17 protein-coding genes are annotated in these 21,357 nt (G+C 59.7%); 9 read left to right on the top strand and 8 right to left on the bottom strand.

All coding sequences use genetic code 11. From position 1 onward, the window contains the following. Positions 1-2: 2 nt before the first annotated feature. The 4 genes from greA to NXC24_RS13165 all read right to left on the bottom strand — a co-directional run bounded on the left by greA (position 3) and on the right by NXC24_RS13165 (position 6,390). Positions 3-479: a transcription elongation factor GreA gene (greA, locus tag NXC24_RS13180; RefSeq protein WP_028751624.1), complete on the bottom strand. Its 477-nt coding sequence runs from the start codon at positions 477-479 to the stop codon at positions 3-5. Between the two features lie 417 nt (positions 480-896). Then, a complete protein-coding gene (gene carB / locus NXC24_RS13175) occupies positions 897-4,382 on the bottom strand; it encodes a carbamoyl-phosphate synthase large subunit (RefSeq protein ID WP_104823703.1) in 3,486 nt (1,161 codons plus the stop codon). Positions 4,383-4,617: 235 nt separating this feature from the next. Then, the gene (locus tag NXC24_RS13170) at positions 4,618-5,787 is read right to left on the bottom strand and encodes a glutathionylspermidine synthase family protein (protein ID WP_104823702.1); all 1,170 of its coding nucleotides are present in this window, start codon (positions 5,785-5,787) and stop codon (positions 4,618-4,620) included. Between the two features lie 12 nt (positions 5,788-5,799). Next, the gene (locus NXC24_RS13165; RefSeq protein WP_158704479.1) at positions 5,800-6,390 is read right to left on the bottom strand and encodes a DUF1190 domain-containing protein; all 591 of its coding nucleotides are present in this window, start codon (positions 6,388-6,390) and stop codon (positions 5,800-5,802) included. Positions 6,391-6,736: 346 nt separating this feature from the next. Here NXC24_RS13165 and NXC24_RS13160 point away from each other — a divergent pair, with 346 nt between their 5' ends. Beyond that, complete coding sequence (locus NXC24_RS13160) at positions 6,737-7,657, top strand: neutral zinc metallopeptidase (RefSeq protein ID WP_104823700.1); 921 nt, start codon at positions 6,737-6,739, stop codon at positions 7,655-7,657. Positions 7,658-7,697: 40 nt separating this feature from the next. On the opposite strand, the gene NXC24_RS13155 is transcribed toward NXC24_RS13160, so the two are convergent. Then, entirely contained in the window at positions 7,698-8,690 is a 993-nt protein-coding gene (locus NXC24_RS13155; RefSeq protein WP_104823699.1) for an aldo/keto reductase, read from the bottom strand. Between the two features lie 115 nt (positions 8,691-8,805). Here NXC24_RS13155 and NXC24_RS13150 point away from each other — a divergent pair, with 115 nt between their 5' ends. The 4 genes from NXC24_RS13150 to NXC24_RS13135 all read left to right on the top strand — a co-directional run bounded on the left by NXC24_RS13150 (position 8,806) and on the right by NXC24_RS13135 (position 13,350). Further along, a complete protein-coding gene (locus NXC24_RS13150) occupies positions 8,806-9,717 on the top strand; it encodes a LysR family transcriptional regulator (RefSeq protein WP_104823698.1) in 912 nt (303 codons plus the stop codon). Between the two features lie 164 nt (positions 9,718-9,881). Then, positions 9,882-11,138, top strand: coding sequence for a TCR/Tet family MFS transporter (locus NXC24_RS13145; protein ID WP_104823697.1), 1,257 nt, complete (start codon positions 9,882-9,884; stop codon positions 11,136-11,138). Between the two features lie 145 nt (positions 11,139-11,283). Then, positions 11,284-12,681 (top strand): MATE family efflux transporter, encoded by a 1,398-nt coding sequence (locus NXC24_RS13140; protein ID WP_104823696.1) that lies wholly within the window; start codon positions 11,284-11,286, stop codon positions 12,679-12,681. Between the two features lie 96 nt (positions 12,682-12,777). Next, positions 12,778-13,350, top strand: coding sequence for an EVE domain-containing protein (locus tag NXC24_RS13135; RefSeq protein ID WP_104823695.1), 573 nt, complete (start codon positions 12,778-12,780; stop codon positions 13,348-13,350). Positions 13,351-13,452: 102 nt separating this feature from the next. On the opposite strand, the gene carA is transcribed toward NXC24_RS13135, so the two are convergent. Beyond that, positions 13,453-14,661: a glutamine-hydrolyzing carbamoyl-phosphate synthase small subunit gene (gene carA, locus NXC24_RS13130; RefSeq protein ID WP_104825150.1), complete on the bottom strand. Its 1,209-nt coding sequence runs from the start codon at positions 14,659-14,661 to the stop codon at positions 13,453-13,455. Between the two features lie 55 nt (positions 14,662-14,716). On the opposite strand from carA, the gene NXC24_RS13125 reads away from it, so the two are divergent. Next, on the top strand, positions 14,717-14,905 hold the full coding sequence (locus NXC24_RS13125) for a hypothetical protein (RefSeq protein ID WP_104823694.1): 189 nt from the start codon (positions 14,717-14,719) through the stop codon (positions 14,903-14,905). A gap of 62 nt (positions 14,906-14,967) precedes the next feature. Further along, complete coding sequence (locus NXC24_RS13120; protein ID WP_104823693.1) at positions 14,968-15,420, top strand: GatB/YqeY domain-containing protein; 453 nt, start codon at positions 14,968-14,970, stop codon at positions 15,418-15,420. On the opposite strand, the gene NXC24_RS13115 is transcribed toward NXC24_RS13120, so the two are convergent. Next, positions 15,401-16,303, bottom strand: a complete 903-nt coding sequence (locus NXC24_RS13115; protein ID WP_245463863.1) for a hypothetical protein — start codon at positions 16,301-16,303, stop codon at positions 15,401-15,403. The genes NXC24_RS13120 and NXC24_RS13115 overlap by 20 nt on opposite strands. 347 nt (positions 16,304-16,650) lie before the next feature. After that, a complete protein-coding gene (locus NXC24_RS13110) occupies positions 16,651-16,893 on the bottom strand; it encodes a hypothetical protein (protein WP_104823692.1) in 243 nt (80 codons plus the stop codon). Between the two features lie 570 nt (positions 16,894-17,463). Here NXC24_RS13110 and dnaG point away from each other — a divergent pair. Together dnaG and recQ are read left to right on the top strand one after the other, a co-directional pair. Continuing rightward, the gene (gene dnaG, locus NXC24_RS13105; protein WP_104823691.1) at positions 17,464-19,455 is read left to right on the top strand and encodes a DNA primase; all 1,992 of its coding nucleotides are present in this window, start codon (positions 17,464-17,466) and stop codon (positions 19,453-19,455) included. Positions 19,456-19,462: 7 nt separating this feature from the next. Then, a complete protein-coding gene (gene recQ, locus NXC24_RS13100; protein WP_104823690.1) occupies positions 19,463-21,343 on the top strand; it encodes a DNA helicase RecQ in 1,881 nt (626 codons plus the stop codon). The last annotated feature ends 14 nt before the right edge of the window (positions 21,344-21,357 follow it).

Raw genomic sequence — 21,357 nt, 5'->3', positions numbered from 1 at the left:
GATCAACCCCAGGAGACGGAGAGGATTTCGTAGGCCTTGGCGCCGCCGGGCGCGTTAACCTCGATCGAATCGCCAACCTCCTTACCGATCAGCGCACGGGCGATCGGGGAGGAGATGGAGATGCGGCCGGCCTTCACATCGGCTTCCTGGTCGCCGACGATCTGGTAGATCTTCTCTTCTTCGGTGTCCTCGTCGACGAGCTTCACCTTGGCGCCGAACTTGATCTTCGAACCGGACATCTTGGTGAGGTCGATGACTTCGGCGCGCGCCGTCAGGTCTTCAAGCTCGGTGATGCGGCCCTCGTTGTGGCTTTGGGCCTCCTTGGCGGCATGGTACTCGGCATTTTCGGAGAGGTCGCCATGGGCGCGGGCTTCCGAAATTGCCTCGATGATTCGCGGGCGCTCTTCCTGCTGACGCCAGCGCAGTTCTTCCTGCAGCTTGACGAACCCGTTCTGCGTCATCGGTACCTTTTCAACCATTTTTCTTGTCCTTCACTCCCTGCGTTGCTCTGTCGCAGACACAAAAAGAAAACAGGTCCCGAAGCGGTACTTCGGAACCATACAGAGCCATTATTCTGTCATCTATAGCAGATTGCGAAGGCCGATTTCCAGAAAATTCGGTGACTTATGGCAAGGCTGGTCTTGGCCGATACTTGCGGAAGCCTGATTTCAGGCACCCATCGACCGGCAGTTTGGCGGCGACGGACGACGCCAACCGCAGCCGTGGATTTAGGTTGTACCGTTGGAAATAATAGGCGGTTGTCCCAACGCCTGGCTCGGCGCGGCAGTCTTTCTTGAAGCTAAAGCCATAGCGTGCGTCTCCTCACTGACGAGGGGAGCGTGCGTTAAACAAAGATGACGAAGCCGTTATTCTGGCTCCGTCATCCCGAGCAGTTCTCAGAAATAATTCTGCAGAGGCCGGACTTCGAGGTTGCCGGCCTTCAGTGCCTTGATCGCCATGGCGGCGGCTTCCGCACCGGCCATGGTGGTGTAATAGGGCACCTTCTGCATCAGCGTCGCGCGGCGAAGCGACTTCGAGTCCGAGATCGCCTTGTTGCTGTCGGTCGTGTTGATGACGAGCTGGACCTGGCGGTTGCGGATGGCATCCTCGATATGCGGACGGCCTTCCAGAACCTTGTTGATCTTCGTCGCCTCGATGCCGTTTTCGGCCAGGTAACGCTGCGTGCCGCCGGTTGCGAGCACCTTGAAGCCCAGCTCGGTCAACATGCGGATGGCTGGCAGGACACGCGGCTTGTCGTCGTCGCGGACAGAAACGAAGACCGTTCCGTCGCGCGGCAACTCGACACCGGCGCCAAGCTGCGACTTGGCGAAAGCCAGCGCGAAATCCGTATCCAGGCCGATGACTTCGCCGGTCGAGCGCATTTCCGGGCCCAGCAGGGTGTCGACGCCCGGGAAGCGGGCAAAGGGGAAGACGGCTTCCTTGACGGCGATGTGCTTCAGCTTGCGCGGATCGGGCTTTTCGCCATAGGCGGCGAAGGTCGCATCCAGCTTTTCGCCGGCCATGACGCGGGCGGCGATCTTGGCGATCGGCGCGCCGATGGTCTTGGCGACGAAAGGCACGGTGCGCGAAGCGCGCGGGTTGACTTCGAGTACGTAGACGGTGTCGTCCTTGATGGCGAACTGCACGTTCATCAAGCCGCCGACGTTCAGCGCCTTGGCCATGGCCTTCGCCTGGCGCTCCAGCTCATCAATCATGGCGGGTGACAGTGTGCGCGGCGGCAGCGAGCAGGCCGAGTCGCCGGAGTGAATGCCGGCCTCTTCGATATGCTCCATGATCCCGGCAATGTAGGCGTCGGTGCCGTCGGAGAGGCAGTCGACGTCGACTTCGATGGCGTTGGTGAGATAACTGTCGAACAGCAGCGGGTTCTTGCCAAGCAGGGTGTTGATCTGGCCGGTCTTGTCGTTCGGATAGCGCGCCTTGATATCTTCCGGCACCAGTTCCGGCACGGTGTCGAGAAGATAGGTCTGCAGCATGCTTTCGGAATGAATGATCTGCATGGCGCGGCCGCCGAGCACGTAGGACGGGCGCACAACGAGCGGGAAGCCGATTTCGCCGGCAACGAGGCGAGCCTGCTCGACGGAATAGGCTATGCCATTGTTCGGCTGGTTGAGATCGAGCTTCATCAGCAGCTTCTGGAAGCGGTCGCGGTCTTCGGCAAGGTCGATCGCGTCCGGCGCGGTGCCGAGGATCGGGATGCCGTTCTTTTCCAGCGCTTCGGCGAGCTTCAGCGGCGTCTGGCCGCCGAACTGGACGATGACGCCGACCAGCTCGCCATTCTCCTGTTCCGCCTTGAGGATCTCGATCACGTCTTCGGCGGTCAGCGGCTCGAAATAGAGCCGGTCCGAAGTATCGTAGTCGGTCGAGACGGTTTCCGGGTTGCAATTGATCATGATCGCTTCATAGCCGGCATCCTTCAGGGCGAAGGCGGCGTGGCAGCAGCAATAGTCGAATTCGATCCCCTGGCCGATGCGGTTCGGACCGCCGCCGAGGATGACGACCTTCTTGCGATCGGAAACCTGCGCTTCCGTGCGGGCAGCACCGACGAAGGGCGTCTCATAGGTCGAATACATATAAGCGGTCGGCGAGGCGAACTCGGCGGCGCAGGTGTCGATGCGCTTGAAGACCGGACGGACGTTCAAGCCGTTGCGCAGTTCGGCAACTTCCTTCGGGCGTTTGCCTGTCAGCGTGGCGAGGCGCGCATCCGAGAAGCCCATGGCCTTCAGCATGCGCAGGTTGGCAGCATCTTCCGGCAGGCCATGTTCGCGGATGCGGGCTTCCATGTCGACGATCGCCTTGAATTGGGCGATGAACCACGGGTCGATCTTGCAACCTTCATGCACCTCTTCGGGCGACATGCCGAGGCGCAGTGCCTGGGCGACCATGCGAAGGCGGTCGGGAGTGGGGGTGCCGATGGCGGCGCGGATGGCGTTCTGGCTGCCTTCGCCCTCTTCGGTGCCGGGAATTTCGATCTCATCGAGACCGGTGAGGCCTGTTTCCAGGCCGCGAAGCGCCTTCTGCAGCGATTCCGCGAAGGTGCGGCCGATCGCCATGACTTCGCCGACCGATTTCATCGCGGTGGTCAGCACCGGCGAGGCACCGGGGAATTTCTCGAAGGCGAAGCGCGGAATTTTCGTGACGACGTAATCGATCGAGGGTTCGAAGGATGCCGGCGTCGCGCCGCCGGTGATGTCGTTTTCAAGTTCGTCCAGCGTATAGCCGATCGCCAGCTTGGCCGCGACCTTGGCGATCGGGAAACCGGTGGCTTTCGAGGCGAGGGCGGAGGAGCGCGACACGCGCGGGTTCATTTCGATGACGACGAGGCGGCCATCCTTCGGATTGACTGCGAACTGCACGTTCGAGCCGCCGGTCTCGACGCCGATCTCGCGCAGCACCGCGATCGAGGCGTTGCGCATGATCTGGTATTCTTTGTCCGTCAGCGTCAGTGCCGGAGCGACGGTGATCGAATCGCCGGTATGAACGCCCATCGGGTCGATGTTTTCGATCGAGCAGATGATGATGCAGTTGTCCGCCTTGTCGCGGACCACTTCCATCTCGAATTCTTTCCATCCGAGCACCGATTCTTCGATCAGCACTTCCGTGGTCGGCGAAGCATCGAGACCACCGCCGACGATCTCGAAGAATTCCGAGCGGTTATAGGCAATGCCGCCGCCGGTGCCGCCGAGGGTGAAGGAAGGGCGGATGATGGCGGGCAGGCCGACATGATCAAGCGCCTGGGCGGCGACCGCCATGGCGTGGTTCATATAGCGCTGCTTGCGGTCGCTTTCGCCGAGGTTCCACTGGTTTTCCAGCTCGTCCAGCGCTTTGTCGAGCTCACCGCCGGAAAGCTGCGCCTTCAGCTTGGTGCGCTCAGCCTCATGCGTCTTGCGGTCAGCATCCTTGATGTCGGTGGCATTCGCCAGCATCGAGCGCGGGGTTTCGAGGCCGATGCGGGCCATGGCTTCGCGGAAGAGGGCGCGGTCTTCGGCCATATCGATGGCGGCGGGCTTGGCGCCGATCATCTCGACATTGTAGCGGTCGAGCACGCCCATGCGCTTCAGCGAAAGCGCCGTATTGAGCGCCGTCTGGCCGCCCATGGTCGGCAGCAGCGCATCCGGGCGCTCCTTGGCGATGATCTTGGCAACCACTTCCGGCGTGATCGGCTCGACATAGGTCGCGTCCGCCAGGCCCGGATCGGTCATGATCGTTGCCGGGTTGGAGTTGACGAGGATGACGCGGTAGCCTTCCTCCCTAAGCGCCTTGCAGGCCTGTGTGCCGGAATAATCGAACTCACAAGCCTGGCCAATGACAATCGGTCCTGCGCCGATAATGAGGATCGATTTGATATCTTGGCGCTTCGGCATGGGCTCACATCCGTTTTTTTGTTGCGCGAAAAACCGGCCAGGGTGGGAGATCACCGGCCGGGGCGCATGGGCATGTCTTTTCAGGCTAGAAGCGGCTTATAGGCAAATGTATTTGTAAACGGAACCCCATAAATCGCGGAATCGACAGGAATCGCGAGGAGAGGGTCGTTGCAGTGTTTGGCGCTATCGATGCGGGTCTTAACCGCCGGAACTCCGTCGCCCTCGCGAATATCCATCAATCCAATATATAGTGTGGCACAAAGCGCGAGGTGTCGCGTGTGACCGGCGTGTCGTCTTCGCGGATGCCGATGCCGGCCGGTTGTCCGGCGATGATCCAGGAGCCGATGACGGTCCAGTCGTCGCCGAAGCGGGGAAGGAGCCGCAGCGCCTGCCTGATATAGCCTTCCGCGCCATAGGGGCCGTCGACCCGATAATTGCCTCCATCCGCCTGATGGTTGACCAGCGTTACATTCGCGCCCTCGCGGGAGAGCAGCGGCTTGCGGACATATGTCTCGCCAAGGGTTTCGGCGCGGGGATCGTCATCGAAATAGGCGGGAAGCAGATTTTCATGATTGGGGAACATGTCCCATAGAACCGGCAACAGTCCCTTGTTCGAAAGCGTCAATTTCCACAGGGGCTCGATCACCCTGGTCGGCGTCGCCGGCAGATGGCGACCGAAGGGCTCGCGCACCATGTCTTCCAGCGGATAAAGCTTGAACAGGCAATCGACGCGCCGATCCTGCAAGTCGGTCAGCCAATGTTTGGCATCGACGCCGATATCGGCCATGCCGAGCAGCGTCGTCTCGCACCCTGCCTGGGCGGCGCAGTCGACGAGGTAGTTCAGTGTCACCAAATCCTCTTCCGATTCCAGAACGCCGGCGAAATGCATTCGTCTGGATGGGCCGGCGAGAAACCGCAGGGCATCGATCAGTCGCTCATGGATCGAGTTGAATTGGTCGGCGGTCCGCGGGATTTCCCCGCGCGCCTTCATGTCCTCCAGCCATTGCCACTGGAAGACGGCGCTTTCGAACAGGCTCGTGGGGGTATCGGCATTGAATTCCAAAAGTTTCGCTGGTCCGTCGCCGCCGTAAGCGAGGTCGAAGCGGCCATAGAGATCGTGCTCCCGGTTGCGCCACGACCGGACGACTGCGTCGTGATATTCCGGCGGGATCGCCATGCGGGACATCAGACCGGCATCGGCAACGATCCGGTCGACCGCGCCGTAGCACATTTGCAAGAGCGTGGCGGACGGGTCCTCGAGCCTGGTTTCGATCTCGTCCAGTGTGAAGACGTAGGCATGGCGCTCGTCCCAATAGCGCTCGCCGTACATGGAGTGGATGGAAAAGCCGCAGGCCTCGGCATCGGCCTGCCAATCTGGTCTTTCGCTGACGACCACACGTTTCATTGACGGATTTCCTCAACTCGAAAGGTGAAAACCGCGGAAGCCCCAGCCGCCGCGTTCCGCCGTTGTCGTCGAACTGGCCGAACGTTCAGAAAACCAGCGTCCGGATCCACCGCCGCCGCCCCCGCCACCGCCGGATGACGAAGAATAGGAGGGCTGGGTGTCGTCATCCTTCTTTCTCGGCGCATAATCGCGATTTGTGATCGGCGTGCTGTTGGCGAGGCTTCGCCCGGCGGCGGTTCTGAAATCGCTACTGCCGCGCGGTTGGTATAGTGCATTGGCATTGTAGGTCTGTGCGGTGTTGCCGACGACGTAGCCGGCCATGAAAGGAATAAAATGGCCCAAGCCGGCACGGTGAGCGTCTGTCGTAGGCTGGCAATCGTTGACGCCATAGTCCTTTTCACATGCGGCGGCCGTCTCGTAGGCCGGCGCATTCTGAAGACGCTCTTTTTCCGCTGCGGCAAAATCGGATCGACATCTCTCCGCCGTAAAGATGTCGTCGGCGATGCAGGCATCGACGTCCTTGTAAATCTTGGCGGTGTTACTGTCCTTCTGGCCACAGCCCGTCAGCGCCGCCGTTCCCATCAGCAGCAGTGACACACTCATCGATCGTTTCATCAAACCCTCGGCGCATAGCGCATATGTTCACGCGCCTTTACACTTCAATTATGACGTGCATGTACTTACTCAACCGCAATGTACCGCGAAACGCGGAATTGCGGTTGTCCACATGGTTATAAAATGCAACGTAAAGAATATTGGCGCGTCCAAAGACGTAGGTGGGCGCCTGAGATATTTAAAGAATATCCGCCCAGTTTTTGTTGCTGTCTAAGGCCCGAAAGACACGATGGTGAAAATTTTCTTTCCGCTTTTCATAATTTAAAGTGGCACGATATATCTCAGAATGCGTTAGAGTCTTTTGTTAGGGACCTGCATCGCCGGGAGGTGCAATATGGATTGGAAGGGGCGTCGGCAATCCGACAATATCGAGGATGAGCGTGGCTCATCGCCGATGAGCGGCGGCACGGGTGGCGGCGGCTTCCGATTCCCCGGCGGAGGTATCGGCGGCGGCGGTTTGAGTTTCCGCACCATTATCGTACTCGTCGTGATTTTCCTGATCCTGAGGGCGATGGGCGTCGACGTTATCGGCCTGCTACAGCAAAGCGGCATGTTGGAAGGTGGTGGATCTGGTTACGAGCAGAGCGATTCCCGTGGCGGCAATGCTCCGCCCGCCAATGACGAGATGAAGCAGTTCGTCGCAACGGTGCTCGCCGACACAGAAGACACCTGGACCGGCATCTTCAAGTCGATGGGCCAGACCTATACGGATCCGAAGCTGGTGCTGTTCTCCGGCAGTTTCCCCTCGGCTTGCGGGCAAGCTTCGGCGGCCACCGGCCCCTTCTATTGCCCGAGCGATCAGAAGGTCTATCTCGACATGGCCTTCTTCAAGCAGATGAAGGACCAGTTCGGCGCAGCCGGCGATTTCGCCCAGGCCTATGTCATTGCGCATGAAGTCGGCCATCATGTTCAGGACCAGCTCGGCATTCTGCCGAAGTTCAATCAGGCCCGCCAAACCATGAGCGAGGCAGATGCCAACAAGTTGTCAGTGCGGATCGAGCTTCAAGCCGATTGCCTTGCCGGCATCTGGGGCAAGTTCACGCAGCAGAAAGGCATTCTGCAGGAAGGCGACCTCGAAGAGGCGCTGAATGCCGCGCAGCAGATCGGCGACGATACGCTGCAGAAGCGCAGCCAGGGTTATGTTGTTCCGGATAGTTTCAACCACGGCACCTCGGCCCAGCGTGTGAAATGGTTCAAGCAGGGCTTCGACTCCGGCAAGCTCAGCAACTGCGATACGCTGAACAATCCGGTTTAAACGGAAATACCTTCTCCCGGCGGGGAGAAGGTGACGTTTCCTACTTCTCGCTATCCATATGCGCCAACTGCGCTTCCGGATAGCGACCGCCGGCGGCGGCGTCCTTCGGGACTGCGCGTTCGATCGCTGAGAAATCCGCTTCGGACAATTGGACGGATAACGAGCCGAGAGCCTCGGTCAGGCGATCGCGGCGGCGGGCACCAATGAGCGGGATGATGTCCGCGCCTTGGGCGTCGACCCAGGCGATGGCGATCTGGGCGACGCTAACGCCCTTGGCATCTGCGATCTGGCGCAGTGCTTCCACCAATTCCAGGTTCTTATCGACATTGCCCGCCTGGAAGCGCGGGCTCAAGGCGCGGAAGTCGCCTTTCTGCACCGCATCCTTCTGCCAGTGACCGCTGATCAGGCCGCGGGAGAGGACGCCGTAGGCGGTGATGCCGATGCCGAGTTCGCGGCAGGTGGGCAGGATCTGATCCTCGATGCCGCGCGAGATCAGCGAATATTCGATTTGCAGATCTGCGATCGGATGCACGGCCGCAGCACGGCGGATCGTATCGGCGCCGACCTCGGAGAGGCCGATATGCCTGATATAACCGGCCTTGATCAGATCGGCCATGGCGCCGACCTGCTCTTCGATCGGGACGTTCGGATCGAGGCGGGCAGGGCGGTAGATATCGATATGGTCAACGCCGAGGCGCTGCAGCGTATAGGCGAGAAAGTTGCGGATTGCGGCCGGACGGGCATCATAACCCAACCAGGCACCGGCGGGATCGCGCAAGGCGCCGAACTTGACGCTGAGCAGGAAATTGTCGCGCTTCAGACCTTTGATCGCTTCGCCGATCAACATTTCATTGTGGCCCATCCCATAGAAATCGCCGGTATCGAGTAGGTTGATGCCGGCGTCGAGGGCGGCGTGGATGGTGGCAATGCTCTCGGCGCGATCGGATGGTCCGTACATGCCGTACATGCCCATGCAGCCGAGGCCGATGGCGGACACTTCGGGGCCGGTCTTACCCAATTGACGCATCTGCATTTCAGGTCTCCTTCATCAGCGGCGCTCCAAGGGCGTCTTCGAGATTGGTTTTACTGCATTGGCTGTTGTGCGATAATCCGTGTAAATCGAAACAGGTTGTTTGGAATTTTGCATAATGAACGATTTGCCGCTTGCCGATCTCGATGCCTTTGCCGCTGTCACGCGCGAACGCAGTTTTCGTGAGGCGGCGCGGAAACGCCGTGTCTCCGCATCATCATTGAGCGAGGCGCTGCGGCGGCTCGAGGAGCGGCTCGGCGTGCGTCTGCTCAACCGTACCACCCGCAGCGTCACACCAACAGAGGCCGGCGAACGGCTCATCGAGCGGCTGGGACCGGCGATGGGCGAGATCGCCACCGCGCTTGACGATATCAACACATTTCGTGACAGTCCTGGCGGCACTCTGCGGCTCAATGTGCCGACCGTGGCAGCCATGGTCATCATGCCGGGCATCATCAACCGTTTCCTGAAAGCCTATCCGGGTATCTCGGTAGAAATCGTCGCCGAGGACAGTTTTATCGACGTGCTGGCGGCGGGCTATGATGCCGGTATTCGTTACGATGAGCGGCTGGAGCGCGACATGATCGCCGTTCCGATCGGGCCACGGGAGCAATGCTATGTCACCGCCGCGTCGCCGGCCTACCTTGCGGCAAATGGTACGCCCCAGCACCCGCGCGACATTCTCGACCATCGCTGTATCCGCCACCGTTTCCTCGGCAGCTCTGCCTTTCCCTGGGAGTTTGAAAGGAAGGACGAGAGGATCGTCATTTCGCCGCCCATGGTTCTCGCCACCAATTCCGTCGATATCGAGCGCAACGCCGCCTTGGAGGGACTTGGTATCATCCGAACCTTCAGGGAGTTCGTCGCGCCGCAGATTGCAAGCGGTGACCTCATACCGATTCTCGAAGACTGGGATACTGCTTTTCCCGGGCCATTTCTCTATTATGCCAGCCGCCGCCATATGCCGGCACCGCTTCGAGCCTTCGTCGATTTTCTCAAATTGGAGCAGCGGCGGATGAACGAGGGGTAGGGCGTCATCCTCATGTCAAAGATCAAAAAAATCGGTCGGTGAATCAGGAAGATTGAAGCGTTCACGCATTGTTTCCGGCAAAATCTTTAGGTAAGGGGGACGCTGCGGTTTTTCGTTCACGTTCTGTCTCTTCATGGAGATGGGGCCACCAATAGGCAAACTCCATGATCGATCAGAAATTCGTCCGTCGCGGCCTTTTCCTCGTCTTCGTCACCCTCTTCCTCGACGTCATCGGCATCGCCATCATCATGCCGGTCATGCCGAAATATCTGGAGGAACTGACGGGCGCTTCAGTCAGCGAGGCGGCAACCGATGGCGGCTGGCTATTGCTTGCCTATGCGGCCATGCAATTCCTGTTTTCGCCGCTGATCGGCAATTTGAGCGATCGTTTCGGTCGCCGCCCGATCTTGCTTGCCTCCGTGTTGACCTTCGCGATCGACAATTTCATCTGCGCCATTGCCGGCAGCTACTGGATATTGTTCGCCGGTCGCATCCTGGCCGGTGTCAGCGGAGCGAGTTTCTCGACATGCTCCGCCTATATCGCCGACATCAGCAATGACGAGAACCGGGCTAAGAATTTCGGCCTGATCGGCATGGCCTTCGGCGTGGGTTTTGTCCTTGGACCTGTGATCGGCGGTTTCCTTGGGGAATTCGGCCCGCGCGCGCCCTTTTACGGTGCAGCGGCGGTGGCCTTCATAAACTTTATCGGTGCCTATTTCCTCCTGCCGGAAACGCTGGAAGCGAGGAACCGCCGCCGTTTCGAATTTTGGCGCGCCAGTCCGCTCGGCGCATTGCGGCAAGTGGGCCGCTATCAGGGCCTTGGCTGGGTCTTCGTTGTCATGTTCTTCAACTGGCTGGCGCATGGCGTGTTTCCGGCGGTCTGGTCCTTCGTCAGCTCCTATCGTTATGAATGGACCTCGTTGGAAATCGGCCTTTCGCTCGGCACCTACGGCATCGGCATGGCGCTGGTGATGGGGCTGGCTCTGCCTCGCATCGTTTCGGTGCTCGGCGAATGGAAGACTGTGGTGTTCGGGCTTACCTTTTCCGGCATCGGCTTGCTGGGATATGCTTTCGCCTGGCAGGGCTGGATGGTCTATGCCGTGATCGTCGTCACCGTGATCGAAAACGTCTCGGACGCGCCGCTGCGCTCCATTGCGGCAAGCAAGGTGCCACCATCGGCGCAGGGCGAACTGCAAGGCGCTCTCGGCAGCTTGACCAGCATCACCGCCATCATAGGGCCGGTGCTGTTTCCCTACCTGTTCCGTTATTTTACCGACCCGTCCGCGCCCGTCGTTTTCGCCGGCGCCCCGTTCATCATGTCGGCGATCCTGATTGCAGCTGCGGTGATCGTCTTTGTCGCCAAGGTGCAGAAGAGTGAACCGAAAGCCGCGGCAGAGCCGGCTGTTCAGGAAGTGGCCTAAATATTCATCAGATATTTTGATGATACGATGAATTCTTCAGCATCGAGGCCCTGCCGGCTGGCTTTTCACGCAAAGTTGCGCTAAGCCGACGATCTTGCGCACCCTTGGGTAGGTGGTCTGCGCGTTCTTAAACCGAGTTTTCGAGATGGATATGCCGGTAGCTGCGCGCCCCTTCGCGCACGACAACAATAATTCGTGGTTTGCGCATCTCCGCGCCACCCTGGCGCTCGGCATCCCGCTGATCGGCGCGCAACTGGCGCAGCTTGGCATCAATACGACGGATGTGATGATCATCGGTCGTCTCGGTGCCGAGCAATTGGCCGCCATGGTTCTTGCCGGCCAGTTCCTGTTTACGATTCTGCTTTTCGGTTCCGGTTTTGCCATTGCCGTCGTGCCGTTGGTGGCGCAGGCCTATGGTCAGGGTGATGTCACCTCGGTTCGGCGGGCGCTGCGCATGGGCCTCTGGGCCGTTACCGTCTATTGGCTGATTGCGCAGCCGGCCTTTCTTTATTCCGAACAGATCCTATTGGCCGCCGGACAGAAGCCCGACGTGGCGAAGCTTGCCAGCGATTATATCGCCATCGGCCATTTCGCGGTGCTGCCGGGCTTGCTCTACAACGTCATCCGGGCCCTGGTCAGCGCCATGGGTCGGGCAGGCGTCATCCTTTATGTCACCCTCACTATGCTGGTGATGAACGCCGTGCTTGCCTATTGCCTGGTGCTCGGCCATTTCGGCATGCCGGCGCTCGGGCTGCGTGGTGCTGCCATGGTATCCGTTGCAGTGCAGACGGCGGGCTTTCTGTTCATCGTCGGCTATGTGCAGAGCCGCCAGGACACACGACGCTATGAAATCTTCGTCCGTCTTTGGCGGCCGGATTGGCATGCGTTGTGGGAAGTCGTTCGCCTTGGTTTTCCGATCAGCATCACGGTTTTGGCTGAAGTCAGCCTGTTCACGGCCGCTTCGCTGCTGATGGGTCAAATCGGCACGATCGAGCTTGCCGCGCATGGTATCGCACTGCAATGGGCGTCGATCGCCTTCATGATCCCGCTCGGCCTCAGCCAGGCGGCGACCGTGCGGGTCGGTGTCGCGCATGGACAGGGCGATCACTTCGGGCTGAAGCGGGCAGCCATCGTGGTGCTCATCGTTTCGAGTTGTATTGCGTTCTGCGGCAGCATCCTGTTCGCGACAGCGCCATCCTGGCTCGGAAGCTGGTTCCTTGACGTCAAGTCGGTCGATGCGCCGCAGGTGCTTGCCTATGCGGCGCCGCTGATCGTCGTGGCTGGCCTGTTCCAACTCGTCGACGGCCTGCAGGTGGTCGCCAGTGGTCTGCTGCGTGGCCTGAAGGATGCGCGCGTGCCGATGATCATGGCGCTGATCGCCTATTGGCCGATCGGTTTCTTCCTGGCCTGGCTGCTGGCCTTCCCGCTTGGCTTCGGCGGGATCGGCATCTGGATCGGCTTTTTGCTCGGCCTTGGCTCGGCCGCGACCATGCTCTGCGCGCGATTCTATATCCTGATGCGCTCCGAGAAATTGGCCGGCTGAAGCCCGGCCAATTTTGATATCTGGCGACGAGACTGCTGACAAAAATTGACAGCATGTTCGTCTATAGTCATCTCATACCAACGACGGGAGATGACCATGACATTCAAAGCAAGCGATCATATTGATGCCGCGCTTTTCCCGCGGGAAGATTCCTCTGATCAGGGCAAGATGGTTCGCCTCTTCCCGCACGCCAATGCGTCCGGCCGGCGGCCCGAGCCTGTGCAGAAATCCTATTGGCTGGCCGTTGCCAGCGCGGAACATGTTCGCCATGGGAAAGAGCAGGGCTTCATGCAGGTTTGCCACGGCAAACCGGGGCCGCTGAAGCGCATCAAGCCCGGTGACGGTATCATCTATTATTCTCCATCGATAACGATGGGAGGCAAGGACGGTTTCCAGAGCTTCACGGCCATTGGCTATGTCCGTGAGGGCGAGCCGTATCCGGCGCAGATGGATTGTGGAAAGGCCTATCGCCGCGATGTCGACTGGCTCGATGCGCCCGAACAGCCGCTCCGTCCATTGCTGGGCTGGCTGGATTTTACCCAAGACAAGAACTGGGGCTACAAACTGAGGTTCGGGCTTGTTGCCTTTGGCGCGTCCGATTTTGAATTCCTGCAGGAGATCATGACGAGCGAGTTGGAAGTCGTGAAGCAGCGTCGCCTGCAGGCGTAAGCCGATGTGAAGACATATTCCTCCCAAGTCGACACACAAAAAAAGCCTCGGATTGTTTGCCAATCCGAGGCTTCTTTTTATGGATTCGGGCAGTCGGTGTGCTCAGGCGCGCTCGGCCAAAGCCGGTTCGCCCTTCTTCTCGCGCACGAGATTGACGAAGCGGCGGAAGAGGTAATGGCTGTCCTGCGGGCCCGGGGAAGCTTCCGGGTGGTGCTGCACGGAGAAGACCGGCTTGCCGGCAACGCGCAGGCCGCAATTGCTGCCGTCGAAAAGAGAAATGTGAGTCTCTTCAACGCCTTCCGGAAGGCTGTTCGAGTCGACTGCGAAGCCGTGATTCATCGAGACGATCTCGACCTTGCCCGTGGTGTGATCCTTGACCGGGTGGTTGGCGCCATGATGGCCCTGATGCATCTTCGCCGTCTTGGCGCCGAGCGCGAGGCCGAGCATCTGGTGACCGAGGCAGATGCCGAACAACGGGATTTCCGTCTTCAGCAGGTCCTTGATGACAGGCACGGCATATTCGCCGGTTGCCGCGGGGTCGCCGGGACCGTTCGACAGGAAAATGCCGTCGGGCTTCAGCGCCAGCACGTCATCGGTGGATGCGGTTGCCGGCAATACGGTGACCTTGCAGTCGAGGCCGGAGAAGAGGCGCAGGATGTTGCGCTTGACGCCGTAGTCGAGGCAGACGACGTGATATTTGGCGTCGTCGGCATTGAGTGCGCCATAGCCTTCGTTCCAGATCCAGGGCGTCTGCGCCCATTGCGACGATTGGCCTGAAGTGGCGACCTTTGCGAGATCTAGGCCTTCCAAGCCGCTCCAAGCCTTCGCATCCGCCTTCAACTGCTCGATGTCGAAGACGCCGTTCGGGTCATGGGCGATGACGCCGTTCGGCATGCCGTTTTCGCGGATCCAGGCGGTCAGCGCGCGGGTGTCGATGCCGCACATGCCGATGATACCGCGAGCCTTCAGCCACTGGTCGAGATGCTTTGCGGCGCGATAGTTCGAAGGATCGGTGATATCGGCCTTGAAGATGACGCCGACGGCGCCGTGGCGGGCGGCAGGCGTCAAGTCTTCGATGTCTTCGTCGTTGGTGCCGACATTGCCGATGTGGGGGAAGGTGAAGGTAACGATCTGACCGAGATAGGAGGGATCGGTCAGGATTTCCTCGTAGCCGGTCAGCGCCGTGTTGAAGCAGACTTCGGCCTGGACCTTGCCGGTCGCGCCGATACCCTTGCCTTCGATTACGGTGCCGTCGGCGAGGACGAGCAGGGCACTCGGCTTTTCAGTTGTCCATGGGGCTGTCGCGGTCATTCTCATCCCGTTTCCGGCGTCGTGCGCGGCCTTGAAAAGACCGGGGGCTTCCGCCATGTTTGTGCAGATTGCAGCCGGCGACGTGCGTCGCGGCTTGAGACCTTCATATCGATCTAATGTGCAGGTGCTGGACATAGCCAAACAAGGCGTGTCGGTCAATGCGCCCCGTTCGTTTCCTGCCAAGGAATCGCCAGCTTTCGATCGCCCGGACGTAATTGCATTGATCGCCGCTCATGGTCTATGAGACTGGCAACATGAAATGAGAGGCTGGGCGATCGTCGCCGGCCTGCTTAGGGAGTTTAAGACATGATCCGCGAAACGCTTTCCACCGCCCAGAAGGATGCCATGAAGGCCAAGGACGCGGCGAGGCTTTCGACCGTGCGCCTCATCCTCGCCGCGATCAAGGACAAGGACATCGCCAATCGTGGTCTCGGCAAGGAACAGGCGAGTGACGACGAGATTTTGCAGTTGCTCGCCAAGATGATCAAGCAGCGCGAAGAGTCGGTGAAGATCTACATCGATGGTGGCCGCCCGGAACTGGCCGACAAGGAGCGCGAGGAAATCGCTGTTATCCAGGGCTTCATGCCCGAGCAGCTTTCCGACGAGAAGGTGCGCGAGATCTGCGTCGCTGTCGTCGCCGAGCTCGGTGCGCAAGGCCTGAAGGACATGGGCAAGTGCGTCGCTGCCCTGCGCGAGCGCTATGCCGGGCAGATGGATTTCGCCAAGGCTTCGGGGATTCTCAAAGAGCTGCTGAAGTAAGTATTGGTGGCTCCGTCGGCGCTGGCTCGGGCTGCGCGCCGAAGGCCTCTTCCCAGACGGCGCCGATGATGGCGAATTTTTCCGCCTGGTAATCCCAATATTCCTGAATGAAGCCGCGCGAGAGCCAGAAGTGGCTCTTGCCCGGACTACCGGTCCAGCCCACGCTTCCCATACTCGATGCCTTGCTCATCAGCCGCTTCACATGCGTTCTTGAGATTAGGAATCGGTCGCAGATTTCGGTGAACGAAATCGGGCCAATGACCATTCTTGCCGCTGTCGGATCGATCGTTGCGATGCGGGACATCAGGTAATCCATCACCACGCCGCCGGAATTTGCCCAAGTGAAGAGATCGAAGGTCTCGCCGGGATGACGCACCCGGTCGTTGGCAATGATTCTTGCTGCGATTGCCGGCTGCAGCGCCGCAATGATCTCCGGTCGCTCGACAAAAGTTGCTATCCGCTTGCCGTCATCCAGGCTGTCGAGCACCATCAGATGGATATAAATCCATTTCGATAGATGTTCCACCGCCGCTTCGGTCGGCTCTATTGGTCGCAGACGCTTGATTGGTGGATCGGCCAGATAACGCAAAAAGCGGTAGGTCAGCATTTCCTGGATGAAGCTCAGCGCCGTATTGTGGCTGGCGATCTCATGTTTGAGAACGTAATCGACAAAGCGGCGGGCATATAAGCCCGGCTGCTCTCCATCGATTCCGCCGTAATACAGTCCGAGGCCGGCTTGGGCCATCAGCCAGCGCTGCTGCGAAGCAAAAATTGAGCTTGCGCGTGGATTGTCAGCGTAGGCGGCAACCATCTCCCGCGCGCAGCCGAGAACAGCCGTGAAGAAACCAAGGTCAGAGGTAAGCTCTTCCGCAGCGAACGACATATAGTGATTTCCGATGAATTAGGGAATTCATTGGCATCGCAGTATCAATTGTCAATTGAATTTGGATGCTGTGGTGTAAAATTGACAGTTTCTAATATACTTGCGGCGGCTACAGATTTGACGAGCTGACGGCGGCGGACGAAAGCGACACCAAGCTTTGCGCGTCTCTCATCAGCCTTGACGGCAAATAAAGAAGGCAGGAGCTGGGGGAGCTCCTGCCTTCTTGCGCTTTGCAGCCGTTTGATAACGCAGGGTGGGGCCCAAAAATCAAACGTCTATTGCAAAGGCACCCAGGTGAGGCGGCGCCGGGGGTAGGGATGGTGCCTCACCTGGGTATGGGGTGAACTTTACCTGATGATCCTGACTTGCTGGGGCAAATCCATGCCTTGCGACTCCAGCCAGGATACCTGAATTTTGATGCCGGCCTTGAGAGCCGGAACTTTCATATCAACAGGTAGCTGGTAGCCGGTATCGGTATAAAGCACGTTGCCAGTAGCCGCAGGAGCCACACCATCCGTCATCGTAGCCGAGCCATAGGTGGCCGTGGCGAAGAGGGCGGCGGCAGCAAAGGGTACGAGCAAAACGCGCATTTGAATTCTCCTAAACAGAAAACCTGTACCTTAGGTTTCCAGTCCAGCGGGACGTCTAGGCATGTCGTGTCGCGAAGCATTTTCTTCGCCGGCTTGTCTCGCCCCGTGAGAAGAACGCTATTGCGGCGCACACCAACAATCAAATTACAAAAAAATAATGTTTGGCTTACGAACTATGCCCCAAATGCGCCACCAGCGCGCAGGATCGCGCGCCTTTCGATCTTCGATAATGATTGCGCCTGCGTCGTCGTACGCTCTTGGTTATTCACCCTGATAATCAGTAACTCTTTGCTTTTTCAGATTTTTTTGCGCGGCCAGGCTGTGTAGCCGCGTTTCCGTGATGCACATACAAGCTGCAAAGCTTTCCTTGGGCCCTGCCTCAGACGATGCCAAAACCGCCATCCAAGCAAGCGCGCGAACATGAATTGAGCCGAGGTTTTCACGGAGTTGTGATCGGAAAGGTTGAATTCGATCGCCGCATGAGGAGGGCTGTGAATAGCGGGCGTGGCGGAGGGTTCTCGTGGCAATGCGCTCCGTTCCTGATTATATGGGAGCAGGCCAGAGGTAGTCATGCGATTTTCCAATACGTTTCTCGATGAGATTCGCGACCGCGTTCCCATTTCGGACGTGATCGGTCGACGTGTGACCTGGGACCGGCGCAAGACCAATGTGCCGCGGGGTGACTATTGGGCCTGCTGCCCGTTCCATGGCGAAAAATCACCGAGCTTTCACTGTGAAGACCGCAAGGGCCGTTACCATTGCTTCGGCTGCGGCGTCACGGGCGATCATTTCCGTTTCCTGACCGAACTCGAGGGGCTTAGTTTTCCCGAAGCGGTGCAGCAGATCGCCGACATGGCGGGCGTTGCCATGCCGGTCGCCGATCCCATGGAAGCAAAGCGCGAAAAGGAACGCACGTCGCTGCTCGACGTCATGGAAATGGCGACGCAGTTCTTTCAGGATCAGCTCCAGACGGCAAACGGTGCGAGGGCACGAGCCTATCTGCGCGACCGCGGCCTGACCGGTCGCACCATTGAGACCTTCCGCCTTGGCTACTCGCCGGACAGCCGCAATGCGCTCAAGGAGTTTTTAGCCGGCAAAGGCGTATTGAAAGAACAGATGGAAGCCTGTGGCTTGGTCGTGCATGAGAATGTGCCGGTCTCCTACGACCGTTTTCGCGATCGCATCATGTTCCCGATCCTGTCTTCGCGCGAAAAGGTGATCGCCTTCGGCGGCCGCGCCATGTCGCCGGATGCGCCGGCCAAATATCTCAATTCCAATGAGACGGAACTCTTTCACAAGGGCAATGTACTCTACAATTTTACGCGCGCGCGCCGTGCCGCCCAGGGGAATGACGGCGCGGGTACGATCATCGCCGTCGAAGGCTATATGGACGTCATTGCGCTACATCAGGCTGGCGTTGAAAATGCAGTCGCCCCGCTCGGCACGGCGCTGACGGAAAACCAGCTCGAACTTCTATGGAAGATGACGCCCCAGCCGGTGCTCTGCTTCGATGGAGACGGAGCCGGCATTCGTGCCGCCAATCGCGCTGCCGATCTGGCGCTGCCGCATATCAAACCAGGCCGCACCGTCCGTTTCGCGCTTTTGCCGGATGGAAAGGACCCGGATGATCTTGTCCGCCATGAAGGCCGCGCGCCTTTCGACAAGGTGATGGCACAGGCAAAGCCGCTGGCGGAAATGATCTGGAGCCGCGAAGCAGGCAGCGGCACCTTCGATACGCCGGAGGCGCGCGCCGAACTTGAGGCGCGACTGAAACAGATGGTTTCGGTCATATCAGACGAGAACGTCCGCCGGCACTATCAGCAGGACATGCGCGATCGGCTGAACGGCCTGTTTCAGCCGCAGTTTAAGCGCGGCGGCAATCAGCAGGGACGCGGCTTTTCCCGCGACGGCAATGGCCGCAATTTCGGCGGTCGCGGCGGGCCGGGCTGGGATCGGCAGCCGGCCGCCAATGTGACGGCGTCGGATCGCTTGACGCGTTCGGGCATGATCAAGGGTCATCAGGACATTCCAGGGCTGCGCGAGAGCGTATTGGCGTTGACCATCGTCAATCATCCGCTGCTGCTGCAGGACGAATATGATGAGATCGCCGCGATCGACTACGAAAGTCGCGAATTGCAGCGTCTGTGGTCCGCCTTGTTGGGTACGGCAGCAGCCATGGCCGGCCCGCAGCTCAATCGCGAACGGCTGCTCGAACAGTTGGAAGAGCAGGGTTTTGCGGCATTGCTGAAGAGCCTCGACCAGCAGGTGCGCAATGCTCGCCTCTGGACGGCGACTGAGGAAGCCGCGACGGAAGATGCGCGGGAGGGCTATCGTCAGGCGCTTGCGCTTCACAAGCGCTCGAAAGCATTGCGTTGGCACAAGATCGAGCTGCAAAGCGCAATCGCCGAGGCAACGGAAGACGGCGATGGCGACCTCATCGAACAGCTCATGCGCGCTTTGCAGGAAGTGCAGCTCGAAGCTTTGCGCCTGGAAAACCAGGAAGCAATCATCGATGGGTTTGGCGTGCTTTCCGGCCGCATCAAAGGGTCCGCGGGGAAATAGGGGATAGATGTCACAGCCAGATCGACAGGAGCCGCGATTTTCCGCCGACGATGCGCTGTTCGGTGACCGTAGCTCCGGCGCAACGCCGCTCGACATCCTCAAGAGGGTCTATGGCTATTCCGCCTTTCGCGGCAAGCAGCAGCAGGTGGTCGACCATGTGGTTTCCGGCGGCGACGCGGTCGTGCTGTTTCCGACTGGCGCCGGCAAATCGCTGTGTTTCCAGATTCCGGCCTTGTGCCGCCAAGGCGTCGGCATCGTCGTTTCGCCGTTGATCGCCCTGATGCGTGACCAGGTCGAGGCAATGAAGCAGCTCGGTATCCGCGCGGCGGCGTTGAACTCGTCCTTGTCGCGGGAAGAGGCAAGCGATGTCTATCGCGCTATCTCCAGCGGAACGCTCGATCTGCTCTATGTCACGCCGGAACGCATTTTGACGGATGGCTTCAGCCAGATGATCGCCAAGGCGAAGATTGCCTTGTTCGCGATCGACGAGGCGCATTGCGTCTCGCAATGGGGACATGATTTCCGGCCGGAATACCGTGATCTCGGCAGGCTTGCGGAGCTCTTTCCCGATGTGCCGCGCATCGCGTTGACGGCGACGGCCGATCCGCATACGCGCGACGACATCATCGAGAGGCTGGCGCTCGATAATGCCAAGGTTTTCACCACCAGCTTCGACCGGCCGAACATCACCTATGAGCTCGTCGAGCGCGATCAGCCGCGCCAACAATTGCTGCGTTTCCTCGATGGTCATCGCGGCGATAGCGGCATCGTCTATTGCCTGTCACGGGCCAAGGTCGAGGATATCGCGGAGTGGCTGAACGGGCAGGGCATTCGTGCGCTTGCCTATCACGCCGGCATGGATCGATCGGTCCGCGACGCCAACCAGGATGCCTTCCTGAAGGAAGAGGATCTTTGCCTGGTGGCGACGGTCGCCTTCGGCATGGGCATCGACAAGCCGAATGTCCGCTATGTCGCCCATCTCGATCTTCCCGGCTCCGTCGAGGCCTATTATCAGGAGACGGGACGCGCGGGACGCGACAGCTTACCGTCCGAAGTCTGGATGGCCTATGGCATGGCCGACGTGATCCAGCGGCGGCGGATGATCGACGAGGGCAATGCAGCGGAAGAGATCAAGCGCGTCGAGCGCGCGAAGCTGAACGCATTGCTTGCGATCTGCGAGACGGCCGGCTGCCGACGCCAAGCGATCCTTGCGCATTTCGGCGAACCTCACGCCGGCGGTTGCGGCAATTGTGATACCTGCCTGAAACCGGTCGAAACCTGGGACGGCACCGAGGCGGCGATCAAGGCGCTCGCTGCCGTCTACCGGACCGGCGAACGTTTCGGCACCGGCCATGTCATCGATGTGTTGATGGGGACGGTCAATGAGAAGACCGAGCGTTTCGGCCATGTGAACATGCCGGTCTTCGGGGCGGGTAAGGATATTCCCTCGCGCATCTGGCAGTCCGTCTTCCGACAACTGCTGGCGAGTGGCTTTGTCAGCATCGATCATACTGCTTTCGGCGCGATGAAGCTGGAGCCGGAGGCGCGGGCGGTCTTCAAACGCGAGCGTCAGGTTTTCTTCCGCAAGGATCGGCCGGAGACAGGCCGGCGCACCAAGAAGGCAGGGCGGATCGAGAAGCGGCAGTCAAGCCTGTCGAGCGAGGCGCAGCCATTGTTCGAAGCGTTGAGAAGCGAGCGCGCGAGCATCGCTAAGGCACTCGGCGTGCCGCCCTATGTCGTCTTCCCGGATACGACACTGATTGCTTTTGCCATGGAGCGACCGACGAGCCGCGATGCGCTCCTGGGCATTTCGGGCGTGGGGCAGGCGAAGTTGGAGCGCTATGGAGATGCGTTCTTGAAGGCGATAGAGAATTTCACCGATCGGTGACACCTTCTCGCCAG

Origin of the sequence: Rhizobium sp. NXC24, from assembly GCF_002944315.1 — a bacterium.
In the GTDB taxonomy this organism is placed as follows: Bacteria; Pseudomonadota; Alphaproteobacteria; order Rhizobiales; family Rhizobiaceae; genus Rhizobium.
The sequence above is the reverse complement of the archived record's forward strand: the minus strand, read 5'-3'. Positions and strand labels throughout refer to the sequence as shown.